The sequence below is a fragment of the Nemorincola caseinilytica genome (assembly GCF_039540515.1).
Lineage (GTDB): Bacteria > Bacteroidota > Bacteroidia > Chitinophagales > Chitinophagaceae > Nemorincola > Nemorincola caseinilytica.
The window spans coordinates 334,153-357,841 of record NZ_BAABFA010000024.1 but is presented as its reverse complement, the minus strand read 5'-3'; the positions used below and the strand labels follow the sequence as shown (position 1 = coordinate 357,841).

Below are 23,689 nucleotides of genomic sequence, written 5' to 3'. Positions count from 1 at the left end.
CCTTTATAATGCGCAGAAAGCAATGGACATCGCCAATGCATTTTTATCTATTTTTGGCGGGCGATGTATTCATTGAACCACACTTTGAAAAAAATGAGACGCCCTCTTTTCCTGTTCATACTGCTGATCGCCTCTTCTGCAGCAAGGGCGCAGCACAATCTGGCCATAGCCTATAGCAACTGGTCTTGTATCAACGGCATCTTCCTGAACCCGGCCAGCATAGCCGAGATGAAGGAAAAGAGGTCTGTGAGCGCGCTTGCGGCATCGTTCTATGTAGACAACAATGTGGGCCCATTCAATGCATCGGAAGGACTGGTAGTGGCCGTAGGCGATGGCAAGACCAACAATATGTTCTCTTACAAGAACAACAGTAAGATAAGCATGATGGCCCCTTACTTCAACATGATAGGGCCGGGTGCAGTAAAACGCCTGGACTCTGCCAGCAGCATAGCCATCACTACAAGGCTACGGGGTATGAACCAGTTCAATTTCTTTGACCAGACGATCTTCCATGCCTTCAACGACCCTAAATATGCCCCCGAGCAGGATATGCTGTCCCTGCCCAGGGACTTTGTATATACCGTACACTTCTGGATGGAACTGGGCGGCTCTTATGCCCGCACCGTATACAACAAGGATGGGCAGAAACTGAAGCTGGGAGGCACCTTCAGGTACCTGCTGGGACTGGCATATGTAGGCGTACAGGGCACCAGCATGAACACCACCTTTACCAAGGGACAGACCACCTTCCACAGCGAAAATACCGATATAGAGTATGCCAGCAATGTGCTGAACACCTATACATACCAGGGCAGCAACTTCTCGCAGAACTTCATAAACCTGATACGCAAGGGGAAATTCGGGCACGGTATAGGGGGCGATATAGGGGCCGTGTACGAGCTGAAGGCAAAAGGTGCCAAAGCAAGGGAAGGCTATAAGACCAAAGTATCGCTATCGATATGCGATGTAGGGGCCATATTCTATTCGAAAAAGGTGAACACCAACCAAGTGATAAACGGCAGCGGCAATGTAAGCGCCAAAGGCATACTGGACAATGTGAAGAACTTTGCCAACATGGAGAAGTATGTGGAGAAGCAGGGCTTTACCGCCACTACGCGCAACAAAAGTACGGTGGTGTATATGCCGGCCCACCTCATCCTTAGCGGCGACCACCACCTGAAAAAGCAGTATTATGTGACCGCCATGACCGTTATAAACCTGGCCAACAGGCATGCCTATGGCAACTCGTTCTACAACCAGTTCAGCATCATACCGCGCTACGAGACCAAGAATCTGACCATGGGCCTGCCTATAACCTATGGCATATTATCGCACAGCCTGAAGGTGGGAGCCGGGATATCGTTCCACAATTTCTACATAGGCAGCGACGATATGCTGGGCTTCGTATCGAAGAGCCAATACGGTATCAACATCTATGCAGGTGTTACCAAGCGTTTTTATAAGTAAAAGGAGCGCTACGATCCAAAAGTGCCTACCCTGGTGACGGCCTGTGTGTCGGTGCATTCATCCAGTAGCACTGCAATGGTCTTGTGCAGCACAGGGTGTACATACCATGGCGCTATCTCGGCCATGGGCGCCAGCACAAAACGCCTCTGGTGCAGGTAGGGATGCGGCACCTTTAAGAGAGGTGTATCTATCACTTCATCGTTATAGAAAAGCATGTCTATATCCAGCGTGCGCGGGCCCCATTTTATGGTACGCTCCCGGCCCAGTTGCTGCTCTATCTGCTGTGTGGCCTGCAGCAGCTCATGTGCAGGCAGGGCCGTATGCAACTGCAAGGCTATATTCAGAAAGGGCGGCTGCTCTTCCCTGCCCCATGCCGCCGTCTCATAAAGAGCAGAGATGTTTTGCACCTGCCCCACATGGGCAAGCGATGCCACGGCCCTGCCAAGCCATGCAAGGCGGTCGCCCTCGTTGCTGCCCAATGACAAATATGTGGTCGCAAATTCCAAAGCCCAAATTTCAAATTCCAAATTTCAAATTCCAAATTCCAGATCTCAAAAACCAAAGAACAAAGGCCCGATCCCCAGATCCTAATTCCCAATACCCGATCCCTAATACCAATTTGACTTCAAAATTCGGCACAGGAAAATTTCACGTTATAGCGCTCATAGTTCACCTCCTCCCCTTTGGGGAGGTTCGGGAGGGGCCAAAAAAACATGCCTGTTTTCATTGTCTAATTGGTATAATTCCCCAATTTTAACGCCACCCTACCTTCTTCTGGCATTGTGTTTGTTGTAGTATATTTAGGTAACCAAAGCGTTAACTCTATGATACTCAGCGACACCTGGTTCATGGACGGTTATATCGACTATGAACTACAGAAGTATCGCCTGCTTGCCTACCTGCAGGATGTGAAAAGATACTTCAACGAAACAAAGCTCTATCCACAGCTCTCGGACATAGTAGCACACTACAACAACCTGCTCCTTTTCAGATCGAACAAGCAACTGATGCAGGACAGCTTCCCGCGCAAGCTCACCGGCATAGATACCGAAAAGATAGAGATGGTATACGAGCGCATGCTCACCGACAGCGAACTGATGCAGGAACTGGAGGACATAACCGCATTTGCCGTGGCAGAGATGAAGGACACCATAAGCGAGGGCGCCGAAATATATGAGCTCATAGAAAAGCAAATGCTGATAGAGCCTGTAGGCATCATACCCCTGTACAAGAACGAGGGTTATATATTCATGCGCATAACAGGCCATAGCGAGGTGCGCATATACAACTATACGGTCTCTATCTTCGAGCATAAGGATGCCCGCTACAAAGGCATAAAAATGACCTATGTGGACAGCCGCGCCAAGAACCTGGCCAATACCTATGAGCAGATAAAGCTGGACATAGTGCGCGATATACGCACCCTGCCCAACCCCGCCGTATACAAGGTAGAGTTCCCGACAGAGATACCCTTTCACGAGACACTGCTGCCTATAGCCAAACGATCGCTGGTGAGGTATATATAAGAGAAGCCTAGTGGGTCTGCCCCATAGCGCTCATACTCTGTATAGTACTATCCAGATAGATAGATAGCTTCCTCGCGCCCCTGCGGGACAGGTGGTCTCCATCCTTGAAATCGCTATAGCCGTAGCGGTCGCTTTGGGAGAGGTCTATGTAATGGCAGTTATCGTACCTCTTATCGATCGCCTGCAAGGTGGTCATAGTGGTCTGTAGCTGAATGGAGTTGAGGTGGGAATAGTACATATCGGTAACGGGGATAGACACCATTATGATCCTTATACCTTTGCCTGCACAATATTTTATTATCCCCTCCAGCGTAGCGGTATTCTCTGCTAGCAGGCTGGTCCTTAGGTCGGCTTCGGTAGCAATGCTGGTATGCCTTTTAGCGGCCTCTATTGCGGTGGTCCTTAGCATGGCAGTATCCACATGTGCAGGATCGGTGTGGTCAATACCCCAGCCCAGGGGAGAGCATTCCATCGCAGCGCTGTCCTTCTTTACATAGTAGCGTAGCTTTTCCAGGCTGTTCACCAGCCTGTCTTTGAACAGCTCTGTTTTGAAGGATATGAACGCACCTTTCTCTACAGGGAAATACATGGCATAGTTATCAAGTCGCCAGGCCTCTGCGCCACCCTCTATCTTGGAGAACAGGCTGGAATAAGAGACAGGCAGTATCACAAAACGCAGCTCTTTGTAGCTGAACATCTTTAATATCTTCAGGTCTATATCTACAGATTGCGATACCTCGGCCGCATTGAAGGTAGGAGCACTGAAATACTGCGGATCGATACCGAAGTAAGTATGCGAGCTGCCCAGTACCAGGTTGCTCAGCTTATCGCTATTGCGCTGCAGGTAGCGGTACTTTATAGAATATGAATTGGGTATCTGCCGCAATGCCCATTCGCACCCCAGCAGTATTAGCACCACCGGTAGCATGAAAAGGAGTATCTTTCTGATAAAAGAGCGCATGGGTCAGAATTGGAAATAAATGAATGAGTTCTCTTTACCCAGGTTCAGCAATATGAGTGCGAAAAGGATATAGTAGATGATGTAACGAACTAGCTTGTTGCGCGGTGCGGCCAGTATACGCTCGTTGCGCCTCAGGGTCCAGTCCATCAGCAGCATGGGCACTATATACACAAGAGCGCCCTTACCCATTGGCGCATGCAGGAACTGCGAGGGCTGCTGCATGGAATTGACAACTATCCTTTTGATATACCCGGCGGCTTGCGAGATAGTATCGGCCCGGAAGAATATCCACGCAATGGTGACGAAAATGAAGGTGGTGAGCATTTGCCAGAACTCCTTGAGGCTGGGTAATGCGCTGTCTTGTGCCACCACGTCCGATACATGCTTTCGGTTCCTGTTCAGCAGCAGCAGGGGCAGGAAACCACAGGCATGCAGTGCGCCCCATGCTATGAAATTCCAGCTGGCGCCATGCCAGAAACCACTGACGAGGAAAATGATGAAGGTATTGCGGATGGCCTTGTACTTGCCATGTTTGGAACCGCCGAGAGGTATATACAGGTAGTCGCGGAACCATGAGGAAAGGGATATATGCCAGCGCCGCCAGAATTCGGCCACATCGCGCGAGAAATAGGGGAACTTGAAATTGGACAGCAGCTCGAACCCGAACAGCTTGGCCGTACCCAGCGCTATATCGGAATAGCCGCTGAAGTCGCCATAGATCTGGAAGGAGAAAGCAATGGCACCCATTATGAGGGAGAAGGCATTGAGCTCGTGATAGTTGGTGAATATCATATCTACCGTGCCTGAGAGGCTATCGGCTATCACCACCTTTTTGAACATGCCCCACAATATGAGCCTGCAGCCCTGCATGGCCCGTGTAAAATTGAAGTAGCGGGGCCGCTGTACCTGGGGCAGCAGGTGATTGGCCCGCTCTATAGGGCCTGCCACCAGCAGTGGGAAGAAGCTGACGAACACCGCATAATCTACAAAGCTGCGGATGGGCTTCTGGTGACCACGGTATATATCGAACACATAGGACATGCCATGGAATGTATAGAACGATATACCCACAGGCAGGGCCACGTTGAGCAGTACGGGATCGATATGGATGCCCAGCAGCCCAAAACCCTGCTGGAACTGCAGGGCAAAGAAATTGTAATATTTGAAGATACCCAGTATGCCCAGGTTATTGATAATGCTAAGGGTAAGGAAGAAGCGCGCCCTCTTACGGTCGGGCGAGGCAACGGAGAATCCATACACATAGTCGAGCAGGGTACTGAGCATGAGCAGGCCCATGAACTGCCAGCTCCACCAGCCGTAGAAGAAGTAGCTGGCCACCAGCACCAGCGCATTCTGCCACAGCAGCTTCTTATTGAATACGAACCAGTATAGTATGAATACTACCGGAAGGAATAATAAAAATTCAAATGAATTGAACAGCACTATAGTTAAGGTTTAGGCCATGACCCGGGGCAATGGCCAAAATTATGGCAGTAAAAGTAATAACGGATGACCATAAAGTGCATAGCCCAATAAAAGAGAGCGGGAAGGAGAGTATTTTATTTCCTCCCTTTAGGGGAGGTCGGGAGGGTTTTAACACCCCATTCATAAACAACTTTTTACATTTAGCCGAAATGTAGCACATGAGGCACCTCCTGCTCATACTCGCAATGTTGGTAGCGGCACTACACATGCAAGCGCGGTCACTACCCGCTGCCACCCTCACCGATGTGCGCACCGGACAAAAGGTCTCCTTTGCCAATGCATGCCCGCGCGGCCGTGTCACGCTGGTATGTTTCTGGGGTACATGGTGTGCCCATGGCAAGCGGCAAGAGCAGACCATAGCCCGCAACCTCCCCACATGGCAGCGCCTTATGGACTTCCACCACATAGCCATCGCCACCGACCAGGAAGGCCTCGAACACCAGCTACTACCCTACATACAGGCCCGTGGCTGGACCTTCCCCTGCTACACCGATCCCGGCTCCGCCCTCAAGCACGCGCTTGGCGCCTCTGCCCTACCCTATATAGTTATTGTAGATAAAAAAGGCCGCATAGCCTACACCCACACCGGCTACCTCACCGATGTGGCCATACTCAGGAAACTACGCGAAATGGCCAGCCGCTGACCCGCTCACTATTCCACCCTCACAGAAAAATTCACCTCCGCGTCATTCGACCCCAGGCCGCAGTCGGTACCATTCTTCACCCCTGCCTGGTGCCGTACAGATATGCGCAGGTTGCCATTGCTGGCCGCCCCGGTCGTCCACTTCGTCAACAGCCCCAGCTCCATCTTCGGGTTATGGTTGTCATGGTCGGTACGCACTATGGTCAGGTCCAGCCCCGCCGCGCGAGCGTAGCATACCAGGTGGTAATCGGCGCGCTGCCATATCTGGTAGCCCACATCCTTTATAGGCACATGTGTCTCGTCCAGTATCGTAGCCGATACATCATATACAGCATTCCTGCGCAGTACCAGGTATGCCTTGGTCAGGTCCGGGTCGCCGGTATTGGGGGTCAGGTCGCGCCACTCGGCAGTTACTACATCGGTGGTATCGGCCACATTCACGGCCCTCAGTTGCACAGTGGTCACTACCTCATTATCGGGGTCTTGCCGTGGGCTGTCATCCTTGTCCCTGCGGCATGCGGCCAGCGCCAGCAATATAAAAAAAGGTATAAGTTTCAAATGCTTCATACAGCTAAAGTGGCCGCCAAGTTAAACGATCTTCCAACAAAAAAGCCACCGGGCTGCTGAACACCCGGTGGCTATATGATAAAAATGGGGGGCCAACTACTGCACCGTAATGGCAAAATTCACCTCGGCATCGGTACTGCCTATACTGCAGTCGGTGCCGTTCTTGCCGCTGGGCTGGTGGTGCAGGGCCACCTGCAGATTGCCCGTACTGACCGCTCCCGTGGTGAACTTGCTTTGCAGCCCCAGCTCCATCTGCGGGGTATTGTTGTCCTTATCGGTACGCACCACACCCAGGTTCAGGCCTGTGGCAGGGGCATAGCATACCAGGTGATAATTGGCACGGTCGCGCACCTCCTCTGTTATATCTCCCGCCGGTGTTTTGGTCTCATCCAGGAAGGTCAGCGATACATTGTACACTGCATCTTTCTTCAGTGTCATATTCGCCTTAGAAAGGTCGGGGTTACCATCATTGGGTGTCAGGTCGCGCCACTCGGCGGTCACCTTATCGGTGGTATCGGCAGCGTTCACCGCCTCCAGCCTCACAGTGGTTATCACCTCGTTGTCAGGGTCCGGTATATCCACGTCCTCCTCGGGTTTACGGCAAGATGTCCATATTGTAGATACAAGTAATGCTGCTGTTACTATTGCTATATATTTTTTCATGTTTCTGAATGTTTTTTTTGACTGTTGTTAGAATGAGAATCTGGTCTTTACTATAAAATTGATACCGATATTATCGGCATAGTACCTGAACTTGTCCAGGTAATCCCTATAGCGCGTATTGGTCATATTGGCCACGGTCACGTCCACCATCATTTTCTTTTTCCTGATGTGGGTAGTGAAACCCGCACTCGCATTGAAGATGCTATAACCTGCCGGCGGCGCTGCATAATCCAGTCCCTGTGGTACACGCGTCTGCCGCAGCGTACTCACATTCTCTACAGATATGTAAGGCTCCTCCATGAATCGTAGCTCATGCAGGTTGAATACGATACCGTTCTCATACCTGTCGGCGGGCATGTATATCAGCCATGCATCGGCGGTATTATTATACCCCCTCACTATAGTAGCCCTCGACTGCAGGGTAAAATGCCTGGCAAAGTCGTACTGCAGAGATGCATCTACACCGCTTATGGTCACATTGTCCTGTGTAAAGCGAAATGCGGGGAACGTACCGCTCAACAATGTTACCGGCTGCAGCTGCGGTGTCTCGTATATATAGTTGCCTATATGGTTACGGTACACATCGGCGGTAGCACGCAGCTTCTTGCTGTTGTATGCCACAGTGATACCTGTATTCAGCGAGCGTTCGGCCTTCAGTGTAGAATCTCCGTCCTGGTAGCTGGCATCGCTGAAGTGTACACCATGTATATACAGCTCGTTCACCGACGGGGCACGCCATGCCGTACCTGCATTGGCAGTGAACGACAGCTTGTCGGTAGCCCGGTATATGGCGCCTACCGTACCCGTGGGATTGCTGAAGGTAAGCGTGGTATGGTAGGTCTGCAGTGTACTGGCATTGCGCTGGTATACCCGCTGCCAGCGATGGTCGTACCGCGCACCGGCCTCAAAGGTCAGCTTGCCGGTATTGTACCGCTCTATAGCGAACACCCCACCACTGTATGTACGGAAATTGGGCACCAGGTAGCGTATACCCTTGAACACATTGCCCTGCGTATTGCCTGCCATGCCCATATTTCCCGAGAGGCCATTCCGCGAAGGTGTGGTATATACCAGTTCGGCGCTATGGGTCATGAGCTGAAAGCTCACCTGCGGCTTGCTCAGCAATGTGGGGTCTTTGGTATATGGCAGGCTCACATCATACTCCTGGCGTATATCGTCCTGGCGGGCGGCGTTCATTTCCAGCTTGCCCTCGTTGGCAAAATGATAAGTTGCGCCCACCTTGGCCAGTTCGTGCCTTATGTCCTGGTAACTGCGGGCTATATCATAAGAGAATACCGAAGCTGTCACAGGCCTTTCGCGCGCTATGGCAGCATACAGGTCGGTGATATTGCCCGCATGCGAGCCCTCGAATATGCCATTGCGTGTGTGGTACATACTGTAATATGCCGCCACATCCAGCCCTTTATACTTGTAGCCCGCCTGTGCCGAGAAGTTCTGCTCACGCATGGCAGTGTTCTTCAGGTAGTAGTGCGGCGTACTGAAGTTGCCACCCTGCTTGGCAGTACCTTGTACACGCCATGCTATACCATGCTCGCCTGTGCGCCCCTGCACCGTGGCTGATGCCGTACCCATACGGCCATTGCTCTGCCCTATCAGGTATACATTACCACTCATACCCTTTGCCACAGGCAGCGGGTCGGGCTCCAGCAGCACTACGCCACCTATAGCATCGGCGCCATAGCGTACACTGGCCGCACCCTTCACCACCGATATACGGTTGGCCACAAAGGGGTCTATCTCCGGCGCATGTTCCGATCCCCATTGCTGTCCTTCCTGGCGTATACCATTGTTCAGTATCAGCACACGGCTGCTGTGCAGGCCATGTATCATCGGTTTCGATATCGTGGGGCCTGTCTGTATGGCATTTAGACCGGGCAGCGCTTTTATGGCATCGCCCAGCGTTTTGCCACTGGCCTGGAAACGTTCCAGCCCCCTTAGCTCTACCTGCGACAGCGAATGTATATCCTGCAGGCGCACACCGTTCACTACCACCTCTGCCAGTTGGTTCTTATCGGCATTGAGGGAGAAACGGATGGTGCTGTTACCCGTGATGTGCATGTGCGCTACACCTGTACTGAAGCCATCGGCCCGGCAGGTGAGCAGCGTATGGCCGGGGCATACCCTGTGTATAGAGAACCGGCCGCCGGTATCTGTCACATCGCCTTTTGCAGAGTCGGTCTCCAGCCGAATGATGGCTCCTATAAGAGGATGCCTCTGGTCATCCGTCACCACGCCCGATATGCGAAAGTTGCACGACTGTGCAGTACACCTTTGTGCATCACCGACGAACATGATGAACATGGCCATGGCCAATATGATATGTGCCACGATAATAGTGGGTTTGTATAGATGAATGAATAACAGGCATGGGGCGATACCTATATCCTGCATGTGCATATAGCTACTGGTCGCAAAGACCTGCAGCTATATGGAAGTGAGCGAAAAGAGAAAGAAAAAAACTATGCCACGGGAGGACCTCGTGTGGCAATGATACTGTACGGAGACGTATAATGATAGGTATATAATGGCGCTAAATAGCCGCTATATACGGCTGCCACAGCAAATAAGATGCGCGGCTGCTCTGTGGTAACAAATGGAGCGAATTCGAAGCTAAGGAAAGAACAGTGCTCGTGCTTCTCGGTTATCACCACCTCGCCTTTTTTATAAAGGGGGTGTACGCCATCTTCATGATCGAAGAAGGCATGATGTATGTATTCCTTGGGCATGATGCCCACCAGGAAGACAAAGAACAGCAATATGCCCGATATGCGTACGAAAGGCTTTCTCAAGTAATGCGGCTTCGATAGCCGCACAAAGATACTTTATAAACTCGTATCAGCCGGTCCGCTCCTTTACCCCTGTAGGGGGGAATAAAAATACAGATGGGCATGTTCTAAGAACATGCCCATCTGTATCAAAAGAGTTTCAGATCATTACCTGCCTGTGGCGGGTGCGGGCGCTACTGCGCCCTGCTCTACCTTTACAGCTTTTGTGGCCTGGTCGGCATTTGCTGTTTTGGCAGGTGTGGCACTCACTTTCTTCGACTTTGTGGACTGCTTCGTATCTGCCTGCGATGCAGCAGCTACGGCCTTCTTATCGGTAGTGGTAGCTGCTGTTCTGGGCGATGTGGCCGCAGTGGATTGCTGGCGGGCAGTAGTGGCCAGGTTCTGAACCGGGGCACCGCTCTGTGCCGATACACTCATTGCACCCGCTACAAAAGCCGCAGTAAGGGTGTAGAATATGGTCTTTTTCATGATCAGTACGTTATTTATAGATGTAAATATAGACAATGCCATGCATTCGCAGTGCAACCAGGGGCATATGTACCATATTTTTAACAACCGACCGGCATCATTCCTGCCACAGGAAGGGGAAAAGCACTACTCCCAGCGCTACTATCAGTACATCCAGCAGCAGCAGTATGCCGGTCAGGCTCCACCAGCCGGGTATATATACGGGCTGCAACGCTGCAGAGGCCAGCTTGCTCAGTATCATCAGCAGTGGCGTTACCAGCGGAAAGCCCAGTATGGCCATCAGCGATGAGTTCTGCTGCGTACGCGCAGCTATGGCTGACAGAAAAGTGAACACCACGGCCAGGCTCAGGCTGCCTGTCACCGATATCAGTATGAACAACCCACCCTGCACCGGAGGCCAGCCCAGCATCAGCGCATACAGCAGCAGGCTCACCAGTGTCATCATTATCATCAGCAGCGTGCTGTATGCCAGCTTCGCCAGCAGGAAGGTGACCGGCCGGGCTATGGTATAGTAATAACGGAAACGATGCGGATGCTCCTGCAAAAAACTCTTGGCCATAGAGTTGACCGCCACAAAAAGCTGCGACGTCCAGAAGAGCGCGTTCCACACTTTGGCATCGGGCTGGCCGTTCATCATATACACCACGAACACGATAGCGCCCACATATACCAGCACGCCAAAAAGCGTATGCTTTTGACGCCATTCCATTATCAGGTCTTTGCGTAACAGTGCCATGAATGCCGAGCCCATAGCCGGCAAAGATACTTGTATCACATTCATGTGCTGCCTATTTTCGGCATGCAAAAAGGCATGGTATATGACGATAAATTTTTTTCGTAAAAGGCCTTGTTTATTCAACATCGGCCCTTATCTTTGCAACCTCAAAAGTTCTTAACACAAGCGGAAGTAGCTCAGTTGGTAGAGCACGACCTTGCCAAGGTCGGGGTCGCGGGTTCGAGTCTCGTCTTCCGCTCGCTAAAAGATCCAAACCTCACGGTTTGGATCTTTTTATTTATAGCAATGCTATCTTTGATCACAGCACCTCCCCTGGTGGCGGAATAGGTAGACGCGCAGGACTTAAAATCCTGTTTGCCGCAAGGCGAGTACGGGTTCGATTCCCGTCTGGGGGACGAATAAGAGCGGGAGTGGTAGAGCGAAAGAGCGATGCCCTCCCTTTTTTATCTAAAAGACCGACAGACCATGTTCACTATAGACCAGATAAAGCAGGCACATAGCAAAGTACGATCGGGAGCTGATTTTCCCGCATATATACGCGAGCTAAAGCTCCTGGGCGTGACCCGATACGAAAGCTATGTTGCAGACGGGCATACCGACTATTACGGCTCAGCAGACCATATGGCATCTTCACTGCCCAAATATGAAACACTTGCTGTTGCCGATATAGCCAATGCTGCACAGTTCAAGACCGACCTCAAGACCCACCAGCAAGGAGGTACAGACTACCCTACTTTCTGCAGCGACTCTGCAAAAGGGGGAATAGAGAAATGGATAGTAGATCTGCAGCAAATGACCTGTACTTATTATGATAAACAAGGCAACGAGGTACTGGTAGAACAGATACCACAATAACAACAATAAGGGCTCTTCTATCTCCCTGCCGCTCAGCTTCTTTTATCACCTTCCCGCAATGCCATATGCTGCATTGCCTCTGCTCTATGCCATGCTTTTTATGCCTGCAGTATGTTATAACTATACTACGAGGCAAAAAAATATCTTTTCATTTTTTGTTGAACTAAAAATATAGTTCTAACTTTGGACTATAATTATAGTTCAACTCTAAAATTCCATACCAATGAAAAAGAGCAAATTCAGCATGAGCAGGGGGATAGCCACTGTAGCGGCTATCGTAGTATCGGGCTGCCTGGTAGCATGGGGCACGCCCTCCCTTACAGAGCCCGATAAGGATAAGGCTCACGAAAAAGGCAGCAATGCTATGCCTGCAAAGACCGCAGAGCAGGCAGCGCCGGTGAATGAAGAGATGCTGCTGGTACAGCAGCTAGAGCAGGATGGCCTCATCAACCAGATGAATGGCTTCGTGGTAGAAAAAAGAAAGGACATGCTGTTCATAGACGGCATCAGGCAGCCTGATGAGGTAGCGAACAAATACCTCTCTACCCTGAAAAAAGAAGAGATACGCGTGCAGGTGTTCTCATTCAGGGAAAGGATGAGACAGCATCCCGAGGCAGGGTTCATGCAGGTACTGCTACCTGTGATGTTCTCATCGCCCTGCGTGCAGAGCAAACCCAAAGAGGGCTGCTGATAAAGGACACTATTCAGTGCCATCACCTTCTGCTTCGGGTGTATGGGGTGCAGCCGTGTCTACGGCAGCAACATCGCCCACAATAGGCTGCGGCTCCGGTTCATAATAATAGATGGGTATATCGGGATAAGGCACCACGAACGTCTCCCTTACCCTTTGCGCCATAGAGAAATATGGCACCCATATACATGCCGCGAAAATGCTTTGCCCAATGTTCTTATAATCTATCTCTGTGATATTGAAGATCATGTTGGTCAATACATCATCCATGGTCACGAATATGGCAGAACCGATGTAGAGCATCTTTATATACCGCGGAAGAATATCGCGACGGGCCAGCATAAGCACCAGGCAGAAAATGGAGAGCGATAATACTATGGTGTTGATAAAGAACTCTGCACTTAGGAATACCTTGTACAATACTGCCTTGTCATGTGCATCGTAAACATGCCATAGCGATCTGCGGAAATACCCGCCGGTAAAGATGGTGGTCAAAATGCGCAGTATAGATATAACAAGCCCCAGCAACGGCAATATGAGCCAGCCTCCTATATTCCTTGATACGGCATATGCATCTGCATCGCGCTCGGTGTGTGTACGATATATACGGGTGCCTAAGTATACACAGCCGCCCAGCGTGATGAGGAACAACAATATGCCCCATGTATTGTACCCCGTATAGGTTTCGTCGGATGAAGGTGTATAAGTGAAAGAAAAAGACAGATGTTCGTTTATCAGCTTCTTGCTGTCGGCCTCATACTGGGCTATGTCTTCCGGTGCAATATGGTCTTTCAGGAACCTGAACTCATATTCCAGCGACAAGGTATTGTTATTGGTAGAAACATTCTGTGCAAAACGGTAAGCGTCGCGCTCTATGGTCTCGCTTCTGTCTTGTATCTGCCATTGCAGTGGCGCATTCACCTGTATGGTGTAATGCATGTTGTACGGATAGCTTACGGCTATAGGGTATTTCTTGTTGTTCTTTACCGAGGGCAGCACATTGCGTATGCTGCTGACGTAGAAACTGACAGGATAATTATGAGCAACAGAGTCATGATCGAAAAAGTCGTTTATAGTATAATGCTCTATGGTCTCTACCGTGTTCGATCTTATGTCGTCCAGCACTGCAAGGGTATCCTTTCTTTCGATACCGGGATATGTTTTCAGATAATAGTCCAGGTAGTTCTTTTCTATACTGCTTTTACTTTTGGTGGCCAGTTCGCGCCTTATCACCTCGGCCTCATGCCCATAATAGGTGGTATTCACCGTAAGTGATACCGCATCTTTGGTATCGGTGATATCGTATATCTCGGTATATCTCACCTCTCCCGCTGCGCCCTCGGGCATCGTTGTTAGCTCTTTGGTACCAGGCGCCAGCACCAGCGCCTGTCCGCGATGCGGGAAATAGATGTCAGAACCGCTGCCACCCTGGTCGGACAAGGTAGGATCTATCCACACAGGCCTGCCCGATACCTGGGCCAGCACCACAGCATGGTCGAACAGGGAAGGACTTGGCCATCTATCGGCTATCTTGTCCTTCAACTGCACACCTACCAAGGCCATATTTGCATCTATACCCACGCTACGCAACATAGATACAAGCAACAGCGATTTGTCTTTACAGTCGCCATAGCGCTGTGCATATACTTTCCCCGGTGCATTGGCCTTGTGCGAATATGGGCCTATCTCTATGCCCATATAGCGTATATCGTTCTGCACTATCTGTACCAGTGCACGCAGCAACGAGTCCTTATCATTGTACTGTTCCTTTACCTTGGCTACACGGGCACCCAGTTCGCCCGTCAATTTATCGGGCGGTGTATTCACCTTATACGCCCAGGCCGCCACCTCTCCCCAATCGTTGTACTCCGACATCTGCACAAAGGGAAAGTGATTGTACCATGCAGGCAGGCTTGTTGGCGTCTCTACAGCGGGCACATTCACCAGGTCCCAATCATATACTTTCGTATTTCCAGCTATCTTCTCGGTAGCATGCGGGCCATCGTTCAGATACCTGAAATTGAGCTTTCGCGATGCAGGCATCAGTATACTGTAGTGAATATGGGCCACCGGCTCGGGAGTGCCCAGCACAAAGGAGGTGAAGAACTTATTCTCGAATACGGGGTTGCGGCCCGATGTGGTGTAGGACCACTCCACCCTATCGCCTTTGCGTATATCATCGAGTATCAGGTATGCCGTATAGTTCCCGTTATAAAGAAAGCGCGAGAGGTCCTGCTCGTTCGCTATCATCTTGAAGGCTCCCTGTTGCAGCTTGCTGATGGGTATGCCATTGCGCCATACAATGACCTGGTGTACGGTCAGCTGCTCATACGCGGGCTCGAAATGGATGGTGATATCCGATGCCCGCTGCACACCCGCATCCGACACTATCTCGCGAATGAGGTGCGTATAGGTCTCTTTCTTTTCTACATTCTCCTCCTGCTCATAAAGCCGTATATAGTACCCATCGTTCACTTCTCGAAGGTCAGTACCGGCTATGCGCTCATCGTTCTGTTTTGCGGGTATCACCCATGCAGGCACAGGCCCGGTACGCACCGTAGGCTCAATGGCTTTTGCAAAAGAAAAAGATACACACAGCAGGGCTATAAGCAGGTATGAACGGAGGTACATTAGTATAGTATTATATCAAAAGGCAGGTGAAATATACAAGATCTGCAATAAAACCAATGACCTGATGTCTATTATATATAATGAAAGCCCCCTCACAGGAGCTTTCATCATACTATATATATTGTACTGTGCTTAGAAATAGAAATGGAGGTTGATGCCTGCATTCACATTGTCCAGGCCTACACCGAAAGACCTTAGACCCGATGATGGGTATACTTCGCGGTTAACGGTAACTGTCTTTTCCATACCGGGTACCCACTGCTCGTTCACAGTATAGCCCTTGCCATTGGTAGAGAAGCCGAGCGAATAACCTATCTCACCACCTATCGACATTTTAGGAGCTATGAAATACTCTACACCGGTAAAGCCGCGCACACCTGCCAGCATGGTATTGCCACTATATGTTTCCAGCGTACGCGAGCTCACATAGCTGCTGGAGCCCGATACGAAATCGGTGGTAGTGGCCACTGCGGGGAATTCTGCAGAGAAAGCGTTGCCATATTTATACGTCCTCTTGTTGCCGGCAAAGCCTACTATGGCCTCGGCACCATACAGGCCCTGCAGCCTGCCGTTGCCCCTGCGCTTCTCGAAGCCCGCACTAAGGAGCACTACATGTGCATCTACATTCAGCGCATCTTCCACATATTGGGGATTCAGCGGATCGGGGGTAGCAAGATTCTTGTACACAGAGTTGTGGTACGATGTTCTGCCGGCATTTACCTGGAACCTGGCCCTGTATGCCAGTGTAGCGGTCTTCATATACTTGCCGGAAAGCGCCATGCCGCTTATGTTGCCTATGGCGAAGGCCGTAGGCTCGTTAGCGCTGTTGAAAGCAGGCGCGCTGTTGAAGCTATTGCCGTTCATGAGGTTGCCCATATAGTTGAGGAAACCTGTGGCCGATATGCCCAGGGCCCAGTCTTTGGCCTGGGGCAGTACTTCGTGTCCGTTCTTTGAGCTGAAGGTATGTGCCGCTTCATTTTTGGTAGCGGGCACATCGGTGGTCTGTGCAAATGCCACCGAACCGGCCAGCATAAGCGATGTAGTAAGAATTATAGTATTTTTCATTTAAGTCTTTTTTGAGTGATGTTTTTAAGAGAGAATATCATTTTGACCTGTAACGCAACAAGGCTTAATTCACATAATAGACCATAGCAGTAGTATCGCTATCGCCATCTTTCATGCTTTTGTAGGGAAATTCGTCGCATTTGAATTTGCGGCGTTCGGTCTTTACGGTCTTACCGCTCTTTATTATCACATCATGTTCGAAGGTCACAGGCGCTATGTGCACCAGGCCCGATCTGTATTTAGATACATCGATAGAGATGCTGTATTTGCCAGAGCCATCTACAGTGCCGGTGAAGTAGCGCTTGCCGAAGAGCAGGCCTGTAGAGTCGCCTATCACCAGGTCGCGGCCATCTATCCATGCTTTTATAACAGTACCGGAGGGCGCATACTGTATCACCGCAGCACCCGATGTGTCTACGGTACGGGCATAGGCCTTACCCGATACGGTAGCTTTGCCCAGGGAAGCAAGCTGGTCGGTGTTCTTATACTTGTTCTTGGAGCAGGAAACAAGGGCAGTAATGGTAGCGGCCAGCGCTATCGACATTACCGGTACATTCTTCTTTATCATTGTGTTACGTTTTTGTAGGGCAAAGGTATTTTTCTTAGGCATATCAAAAAATGACTATCGTTCGTTCTTCACATAAAAAATGTTAATTGTTGAAAAGTATATGCATGGGTCTGTGATAAACAATGCGCCAGGCCCTGGTGTTCCTGCCTATACACTATCGGGCGCAGGCGCTTCCCTGAGCACTGTAAATATAAAGTCGGTAGCGGGAAGAGGCAGCCCCTGTGCACTAATGAGCTTATTGATCTGCGCACGGTGATGCATACTGTGATAATTTATCTGCAGAAAGAGGTCGGCAAGCGGCAGCATCATCTTCCGGCCATCTGCAGGCCGGTGAAAGTATATATACTGGCGAAGATCGGTTTCTCCGGTATCCGATATCAGCTCTTTCCATGCATTGATGCTACGCTCCCATTCTCCCCCAATGCGATCGGCATCATAAACAGGTCCGTACCACTGATACTGGCTATCAGGCGCAGCATTTGTTATGCGGTTCATCCATTTATCCTGCGCAGAAATGAGATGGCTGAACAGCCTTAACGCCTCGTCCCTGTGCGGCAATTGTAATATGGTGTGAAGTAATGTATGGTTGGCGGTATCATTGTATCGCAGCAGGGAGATGATGTGCTCTTTCATATCACGAAGATATTTACTTTCGCCTAAGGCAAACACCATTCACACATACATGCAAATAAAACAACACGTCAAATATATTTTTTAACCGATACCGTACAACATGATGCGATACGACCACAAAAACGAACATAAACAACTGTACATCAGCTAAATGTGATAACGCAAAGAGGATAGTCACAGCAAATAATGGTCATGCAGCTCTATAAAATATAAATAGTAAAATAATATTAATGTTTTATTTTAAAAGAAAATCTCTAAGAAAAATAGAAAATCAGAACAAATACACTAGATTTGCGTAAAATCTAATACATTATGTCATCACTACGTTTTCAGGCCTTACAGGCATTGGCAGCAGGAGAAGAGAAAAAAGTATCCGGCTACACCGAAAAGAGAATAACTACCATGTTCGGTAGTAACGTATTCAATGGACGCGCTATGCGTGAGTGTCTGAGCGATGAGGCATATAAGAGCCTCATGAACTCGGCAAAGACAGGCGCTAAAATAGACCGCCGCATGGCCGACCAGGTAGCTGCCGGTATGAAGGCATGGGCCGAGGAGCGCGGTGTTACACACTTCACGCACTGGTTCCAGCCACTTACAGGTACTACTGCAGAGAAACATGATTCTTTCTTCACTATCAAAAGCGATGGCACTGCGATAGAACTGTTCGACGGCGATGCCCTGATACAGCAGGAGCCCGATGCATCGAGCTTTCCGAACGGTGGTATACGCGCCACCTTCGAGGCCCGCGGCTATACCGCATGGGACCCCTCATCGCCCGCCTTCATCATGGAGGCAGGCTCGGGCAAGACGCTGTGTATACCTACCATATTCATAGCATACAATGGCGAGTCGCTGGACCACAAGGCGCCCCTGCTGAAATCGATAAGCGCGCTGGACAAGGCCGCTGTGGATGTATGCCACTACTTCGACAAGAACGTGACCAAGGTGACCGCCACCCTGGGCTGGGAACAGGAATACTTTGTAATAGACGAGACACTGGCCAATGCCCGCCCCGACCTGCTGATGTGCGGCCGTACCCTGCTGGGCCACAGCCCAGCAAAGGGCCAGCAGTTGGAAGACCACTACTTCGGCTCTATACCCGAGCGCGTGTTCGCCTTCATGCAGGACTTCGAGCAGGAGTCTTACAAGCTGGGTATACCCCTGCGCACCCGTCACAACGAGGTAGCGCCGGGCCAGTTCGAGTGCGCACCTATATTTGAAGAGGTGAACATAGCAGTGGACCACAACACCCTGCTGATGGACGTGATGCACAAAGTGGCCAAACGCCATAAGCTGAAGGCCCTGATGCACGAAAAACCATTTGCAGGCGTGAACGGATCGGGCAAGCACAACAACTGGAGCCTTGCTACCGATACCGGCGTGAACCTGCTGGCCCCCGGCAAGACACCGCGTACCAACCTCATGTTCCTCACCTTCTTCGTGAACACGATAAAGGCTGTGCATGACTATGCCGACCTGATGCGTGGTGCCATAGCATCGGCCAATAACGATCACCGCCTGGGCGCCAACGAGGCTCCGCCTGCCATCATATCGGTATACATAGGCAAATACCTCACAGAGGTGCTGGACGAGATAGAGAGCCGCGTAAAGGATAAATTCAGCGAGCAGGACGAGGTGATACTGAAGCTGGACATACACAAGCAGATACCCGAACTGCTGATGGACAATACGGACCGCAACCGTACCAGCCCATTCGCCTTTACAGGCAATAAGTTCGAGTTCCGCGCGGTGGGCTCATCGGCCAACTGCGGCTCGCCTATGATGGTGCTGAACACCATAATGGCCGAGACCTTGAAACGCTTCAAACACGATGTGGATGCGCTGATAGAGAAAGGCGAGAAGAAAGAGATAGCCATACTGCACATACTGCGCCAGTACATAAGCACATCGAAGAAGATCCGCTTTGAGGGCGATAACTACAGCGAGGAATGGGCAGAAGAGGCCAAACGCCGCGGCCTGAGCAACTTCAAGACCACACCCGAGGCGCTGGACGCATATGTTACCGACAACGCGAAAGACCTGTTCTTTGGCAACAACATATTCAGCAAGCGCGAGCTGGAAGCCCGCCACGAGATAATGCTGGAAGACTATGTGAAAAAGGTACAGATAGAGGCCCGCATACTGGGGTACATAGCTACCAACCATGTACTGCCTGCAGCCATCAACTACCAGAATACGCTGATAGAGAACATACGCGGCCTGAAGGAGATAGGACTGGAAAGCAGCGCATACAAGGCACAGCTGAACCTGGCCAGCATCATAAGCGGTCACATACAGAACATAAACGACAATGTGGAAGCCATGATAGAGGCCCGCAAACGTGCCAACAATACAGAGGATATGCACAAGCGCGCCCACATGTACTGCCACGAAGTGAAGGCCTACTTCGACAAGATACGCTACCATGCCGACAAGCTGGAACTGATAGTGGACGACAAGCTGTGGCCACTGCCAAAGTACAGGGAGCTGCTGTTCATAAAATAAATGAACGTAGTGAAAGGAACATATACGGGCGGTACCCTCTGGGTATCGCCCGTTCGTTTTATACGCAAAATTTTGATGGCGAAGCGGGATTATCGCTACCTTTGGCATACGCACTATATAAATTTTCACCATAATACCTTAGCCCCCATGATCAGACGGTCTTTCGTGGCGACCCTTACGTTCCTTCTCCTGTCCATACCGGCCTTTGCACAAATGGTGCAGGTAAGTCACTTTTCAGGGCCGGTGGCCTATGGCACACAAACCGTGACCGTGACCTCCTCGGGCAGCATCACTACAGCCAATGACACATGCCTGGGATCGCCCCTGCAATACCATGCAGGCCTGTCGGGCGCGGGCAAGTATGAATTTGCCCTTAGCAGCCCCATATATGGCATATGGGTGCAGGCCAGCAACCTGAACGCAGGCCCATTTGGTACCAGCGAGTACCTGGAGGTATTCATAAATGGCGTACAGTATGTGATAACACCTGCAGATGTACTATCATACGACCATTGCGGCAGTGCGGGCGCCGATACATGCTACCTCACATCGGGGCGCCTGTATGGGCCCGAGGCAGGTGCCATATCGCTGAGCCACTACAATGGCGGTGTACTGCATATAAAGATGTGCTCGGGCATCACCTCTTTTTCGGTGGGTAGTAATGGCAACGCCAATGGTGTATCGTACCATGTGAGCATAGATACGCTGCCTATGCCCCCCTGCGAGGTGATAGCAGCCTCGAATGCCCCCCTGTGCGACGGGCCTGTACTGAACCTGTATGCCAACAGTACCAATATAGGCACCTATGTATGGACGGGCCCGGGAGGCTTTACCAGTACCCTGCAGAACCCTACCATACCCGCGCCTGCGCCTACGGTATCGGGGACGTATACGGTGGTGCATACTGTGGGCCTGATGACGTATACCGATACGATAGAAGTAGCGGTGTTCGATGCGCCGGTAGTAACGGCCACAAGCAACTCGCCTGTGTGCGAGGGCGATACGCTATCCTTCCGCTCCAGCCCCTATGTGCCGGGGATAACGTATAATTGGGAAGGATCGGCGGGTTTTGCCAGCACGCTGCAGAACCCCGATCTCTACTTTATATCCAGCCTGCAAATGGGCACCTATACCCTGTATACCGACCTCTATGGCTGCAAGGATACGGTGGAGCTGTTCGTAGTGACGACCCTGCCACTGAACCCTATGATATCGGTGAACGACCCCGTGTGCGAGGGGCGCGACCTGTCGCTATCGGTATCGCCCATATTTGCGGGGCAGACCTATTCGTGGAGCGGGCCCGAGAGTTTTACCGGTACATCGCAAAGCCCGCTGATATCGCCGGCAAAGCTGGTACACTCGGGCCAGTACTCGGTGGTAGTATCGCTGGATGGCTGCGACAATACCGCCACAAGGTGGGTAACGGTACTGCCATCGCCGGACATAACAGCCACAAGCAACTCGCCGCTATGCACAGGAGATACCCTCTTCCTGATGGCGGGCTACCCGGGTGCGGTAATGGATACCTCAGTGTATACATGGGCAGGTCCCGGCGGCTTCTCATCAGAGCACGATACATCGCTCATATATGGCATCAACCCCGACCTGGCAGGGACCTACCGCGTAGTAGCGGCTATGGGCAGCTGCTACGATACGGTGTATGTACCTGTGGAAGTGAACCCCATACCCACCCTTATAGCTATGGTAGGCGGCCCGGTATGCGAGGGCGAGGATGTGCTGCTGGCCTCAGGCCCTACCGATGTGCTGCGCACCTTTGAATGGGCGGGACCGGGAGGCTTTACGTCGGGAGAGCAGTACCATACCATAAAGGGTGCAACAAGAACGGCATCTGGCACCTATACGGTGACCACCACCCTGAAGGGCTGCGTGAATAGCACAATAGTGAATGTGAACATAGTGCCCCTGCCTGCTCCCCTGCGCGATACTATCATTTGCAATGATATGTTCGTAGGGCTGGGACTGGAGATAGCGCTGCCACCCGATGCCACCGTGTATTGGAGTACCCGCGAGACCACTGACAAGATATATGTGCAAGAGACGGGTAAATACTGGATGCAGATGACGGCGCCGGGATGCATAACCAGCGATACGGTGTATATAGCCGGAGAGCTGTGCGGCTGTGGTATGACCGTGCCCAATGCCTTTACCCCGAACGGTGATGGGACCAATGATGTGTTCGCGCCTATAATAGCGAAGGGCTGCAACATAGTACAGTACCAGTTCGCGGTGTATGACCGCTGGGCCAATAAGGTGTTCCTGACGCAGGATATGACCCAGAAATGGGATGGCACCTTCAATGGCCGTACCATGGATATAGGCATGTATATGTACCTGGTATCTTACAAGGTGGCAACGGGTAAAGAGCAGGTACTAAGGGGCGATGTGACGCTGGTGAGGTGATGGGGAATTAGGAATTAGGAATTAGAAATTGGGAATTGAGAATTGGGAATTGGGAATTAGAAATTAGGAATTAGGAATTGGGGCATGGGGATCTGAAATTTGGTCTTTGGAATTTGGTCTTTGTTTTTTGAAATTTGGTCTTTGTCAGGGGTGTAGTGTTTTTAGTGAACTTCTAAGTGTTCTTACGGCCTTTGTCTTCTTTGTGGTGAGCAGCTTGTGCTCTTTGGCTTTCAATAACTGTATCGTATCTGTTTCGGCCTGCTGATCGGGGTGCGGAACGAAGACCTCCAAATGTTCCAGCCTCATGCGTTCGTCGTTCAATACGCCAACGAGGTCAGCAAGTTTATCTAATTCTTTCAAAGGCACATCGCCGATATGCTCGTGAGCAGCAGGCCATTCTTTGGCTATGGTCTTGGCAACGTATAGCACATCCTTTATTCTCTTTCGCGCGGTATGAAGCTGCTCGGCATGTGGTGCAGGAATGCTGACCAGCTCATATGCTTCGGCCAGCCGCTTTGCGAAAAATGCCTGCGGAACACCGGTATCCATTGGGCAGTACTTTATATCATCCAGATCCTTGCGCAGGCGGGTGAACAGCTTTTTTGTATAGTACCTCCTCCACTCCTTTTTGTTCTGTGCTATGGTGTGATGCAGGTAGGCTATGTAGGTAGGCAGGTAAGTGTCTTCTTTTTCCCAATGAGCTATCTCCAACTGAGCCTCGCGTATGGCGCCCGCTATATCGTAGAGGCGCTTGTAGCGGGGCGCTATGCGTATCTTGCGGCTGCCGCTATGCATCTGCTGCAGGCGCAGGAAAGACCTGAGCGACTTGACAGCCACCCTGAAAGCATGAATAGCCTCCATGCCCAGATCCTTATCCACATCTTCGGCAAGGGCGGCTATCTCTTTTACCTTCTTCCTGATGATGGCCTTTATCTCTTTCCTTCTCACTATACAAATTTAGAAAATGCATAGGGGATAAAAGGACGGCGGACAA

Annotated in this window: 21 protein-coding genes and 2 tRNA genes; 9 read left to right on the top strand and 14 right to left on the bottom strand. The window is 50.9% G+C overall.

Annotation, left to right across the window (positions count from 1 at the left end; translation table 11 throughout):
• The first annotated feature begins 93 nt into the window (after positions 1 to 93).
• A complete protein-coding gene (locus ABD843_RS16205; RefSeq protein WP_345085582.1) occupies positions 94 to 1,467 on the top strand; it encodes a DUF5723 family protein in 1,374 nt (457 codons plus the stop codon).
• A gap of 8 nt (positions 1,468 to 1,475) precedes the next feature.
• Here ABD843_RS16205 and folK read toward each other — a convergent pair whose 3' ends face one another.
• Positions 1,476 to 1,946, bottom strand: coding sequence for a 2-amino-4-hydroxy-6-hydroxymethyldihydropteridine diphosphokinase (gene folK, locus ABD843_RS16200; RefSeq protein ID WP_345085579.1), 471 nt, complete (start codon positions 1,944 to 1,946; stop codon positions 1,476 to 1,478).
• A 345-nt stretch (positions 1,947 to 2,291) separates the two neighbouring features.
• Here folK and ABD843_RS16195 point away from each other — a divergent pair, with 345 nt between their 5' ends.
• Positions 2,292 to 2,993: a hypothetical protein gene (locus ABD843_RS16195; protein WP_345085576.1), complete on the top strand. Its 702-nt coding sequence runs from the start codon at positions 2,292 to 2,294 to the stop codon at positions 2,991 to 2,993.
• Positions 2,994 to 3,000: 7 nt separating this feature from the next.
• On the opposite strand, the gene ABD843_RS16190 is transcribed toward ABD843_RS16195, so the two are convergent.
• Positions 3,001 to 3,954: a hypothetical protein gene (locus ABD843_RS16190; protein WP_345085572.1), complete on the bottom strand. Its 954-nt coding sequence runs from the start codon at positions 3,952 to 3,954 to the stop codon at positions 3,001 to 3,003.
• A 3-nt stretch (positions 3,955 to 3,957) separates the two neighbouring features.
• Positions 3,958 to 5,397, bottom strand: a complete 1,440-nt coding sequence (locus ABD843_RS16185; protein WP_345085569.1) for an MBOAT family O-acyltransferase — start codon at positions 5,395 to 5,397, stop codon at positions 3,958 to 3,960.
• Between the two features lie 248 nt (positions 5,398 to 5,645).
• Here ABD843_RS16185 and ABD843_RS16180 point away from each other — a divergent pair, with 248 nt between their 5' ends.
• A complete protein-coding gene (locus tag ABD843_RS16180) occupies positions 5,646 to 6,083 on the top strand; it encodes a TlpA family protein disulfide reductase (protein WP_345085566.1) in 438 nt (145 codons plus the stop codon).
• An 8-nt stretch (positions 6,084 to 6,091) separates the two neighbouring features.
• Here the strand turns inward: ABD843_RS16180 and ABD843_RS16175 are convergent, their stop codons facing one another.
• From ABD843_RS16175 to ABD843_RS16150, 6 genes are all read right to left on the bottom strand, one after another.
• Positions 6,092 to 6,649 carry a hypothetical protein gene (locus ABD843_RS16175; RefSeq protein WP_345085563.1) on the bottom strand — a complete coding sequence of 186 codons (558 nt, stop codon included), beginning with the start codon at positions 6,647 to 6,649 and terminating at the stop codon, positions 6,092 to 6,094.
• 96 nt (positions 6,650 to 6,745) lie between these two features.
• A complete protein-coding gene (locus ABD843_RS16170) occupies positions 6,746 to 7,312 on the bottom strand; it encodes a hypothetical protein (RefSeq protein WP_345085560.1) in 567 nt (188 codons plus the stop codon).
• A 27-nt stretch (positions 7,313 to 7,339) separates the two neighbouring features.
• Complete coding sequence (locus ABD843_RS16165; protein WP_345085556.1) at positions 7,340 to 9,661, bottom strand: TonB-dependent receptor; 2,322 nt, start codon at positions 9,659 to 9,661, stop codon at positions 7,340 to 7,342.
• A 131-nt stretch (positions 9,662 to 9,792) separates the two neighbouring features.
• Positions 9,793 to 10,122 carry a hypothetical protein gene (locus ABD843_RS16160; RefSeq protein ID WP_345085554.1) on the bottom strand — a complete coding sequence of 110 codons (330 nt, stop codon included), beginning with the start codon at positions 10,120 to 10,122 and terminating at the stop codon, positions 9,793 to 9,795.
• 144 nt (positions 10,123 to 10,266) lie between these two features.
• On the bottom strand, positions 10,267 to 10,587 hold the full coding sequence (locus tag ABD843_RS16155) for a hypothetical protein (RefSeq protein WP_345085551.1): 321 nt from the start codon (positions 10,585 to 10,587) through the stop codon (positions 10,267 to 10,269).
• 97 nt (positions 10,588 to 10,684) lie between these two features.
• On the bottom strand, positions 10,685 to 11,368 hold the full coding sequence (locus ABD843_RS16150) for a heme exporter protein CcmB (RefSeq protein ID WP_345085548.1): 684 nt from the start codon (positions 11,366 to 11,368) through the stop codon (positions 10,685 to 10,687).
• 120 nt (positions 11,369 to 11,488) lie between these two features.
• Between ABD843_RS16150 and ABD843_RS16145 the strand changes: the two genes are divergently transcribed.
• The 4 genes from ABD843_RS16145 (at position 11,489) to ABD843_RS16130 (ending at position 12,869) form a co-directional block, all read left to right on the top strand.
• Positions 11,489 to 11,561, top strand: a tRNA-Gly gene (locus tag ABD843_RS16145).
• Between the two features lie 71 nt (positions 11,562 to 11,632).
• Positions 11,633 to 11,718 (top strand) — tRNA-Leu (locus ABD843_RS16140).
• Between the two features lie 70 nt (positions 11,719 to 11,788).
• Positions 11,789 to 12,178: a DUF1398 domain-containing protein gene (locus ABD843_RS16135; RefSeq protein ID WP_345085545.1), complete on the top strand. Its 390-nt coding sequence runs from the start codon at positions 11,789 to 11,791 to the stop codon at positions 12,176 to 12,178.
• A 223-nt stretch (positions 12,179 to 12,401) separates the two neighbouring features.
• Complete coding sequence (locus ABD843_RS16130) at positions 12,402 to 12,869, top strand: hypothetical protein (protein ID WP_345085542.1); 468 nt, start codon at positions 12,402 to 12,404, stop codon at positions 12,867 to 12,869.
• Between the two features lie 9 nt (positions 12,870 to 12,878).
• Here ABD843_RS16130 and ABD843_RS16125 read toward each other — a convergent pair whose 3' ends face one another.
• The 4 genes from ABD843_RS16125 to ABD843_RS16110 all read right to left on the bottom strand — a co-directional run bounded on the left by ABD843_RS16125 (position 12,879) and on the right by ABD843_RS16110 (position 17,766).
• Entirely contained in the window at positions 12,879 to 15,500 is a 2,622-nt protein-coding gene (locus tag ABD843_RS16125) for a DUF3857 domain-containing protein (RefSeq protein ID WP_345085539.1), read from the bottom strand.
• A gap of 132 nt (positions 15,501 to 15,632) precedes the next feature.
• A complete protein-coding gene (locus tag ABD843_RS16120) occupies positions 15,633 to 16,565 on the bottom strand; it encodes a hypothetical protein (protein ID WP_345085536.1) in 933 nt (310 codons plus the stop codon).
• A 64-nt stretch (positions 16,566 to 16,629) separates the two neighbouring features.
• Complete coding sequence (locus ABD843_RS16115) at positions 16,630 to 17,133, bottom strand: hypothetical protein (RefSeq protein WP_345085533.1); 504 nt, start codon at positions 17,131 to 17,133, stop codon at positions 16,630 to 16,632.
• A 147-nt stretch (positions 17,134 to 17,280) separates the two neighbouring features.
• Entirely contained in the window at positions 17,281 to 17,766 is a 486-nt protein-coding gene (locus tag ABD843_RS16110; RefSeq protein WP_345085530.1) for a DinB family protein, read from the bottom strand.
• Between the two features lie 312 nt (positions 17,767 to 18,078).
• Here ABD843_RS16110 and ABD843_RS16105 point away from each other — a divergent pair, with 312 nt between their 5' ends.
• Positions 18,079 to 20,274, top strand: a complete 2,196-nt coding sequence (locus tag ABD843_RS16105; protein ID WP_345085527.1) for a glutamine synthetase III family protein — start codon at positions 18,079 to 18,081, stop codon at positions 20,272 to 20,274.
• 147 nt (positions 20,275 to 20,421) lie between these two features.
• Entirely contained in the window at positions 20,422 to 22,695 is a 2,274-nt protein-coding gene (locus ABD843_RS16100) for a T9SS type B sorting domain-containing protein (protein WP_345085524.1), read from the top strand.
• 144 nt (positions 22,696 to 22,839) lie between these two features.
• Here ABD843_RS16100 and ABD843_RS16095 read toward each other — a convergent pair whose 3' ends face one another.
• Positions 22,840 to 23,643: a CHAD domain-containing protein gene (locus ABD843_RS16095; RefSeq protein ID WP_345085521.1), complete on the bottom strand. Its 804-nt coding sequence runs from the start codon at positions 23,641 to 23,643 to the stop codon at positions 22,840 to 22,842.
• Positions 23,644 to 23,689 lie beyond the last annotated feature (46 nt).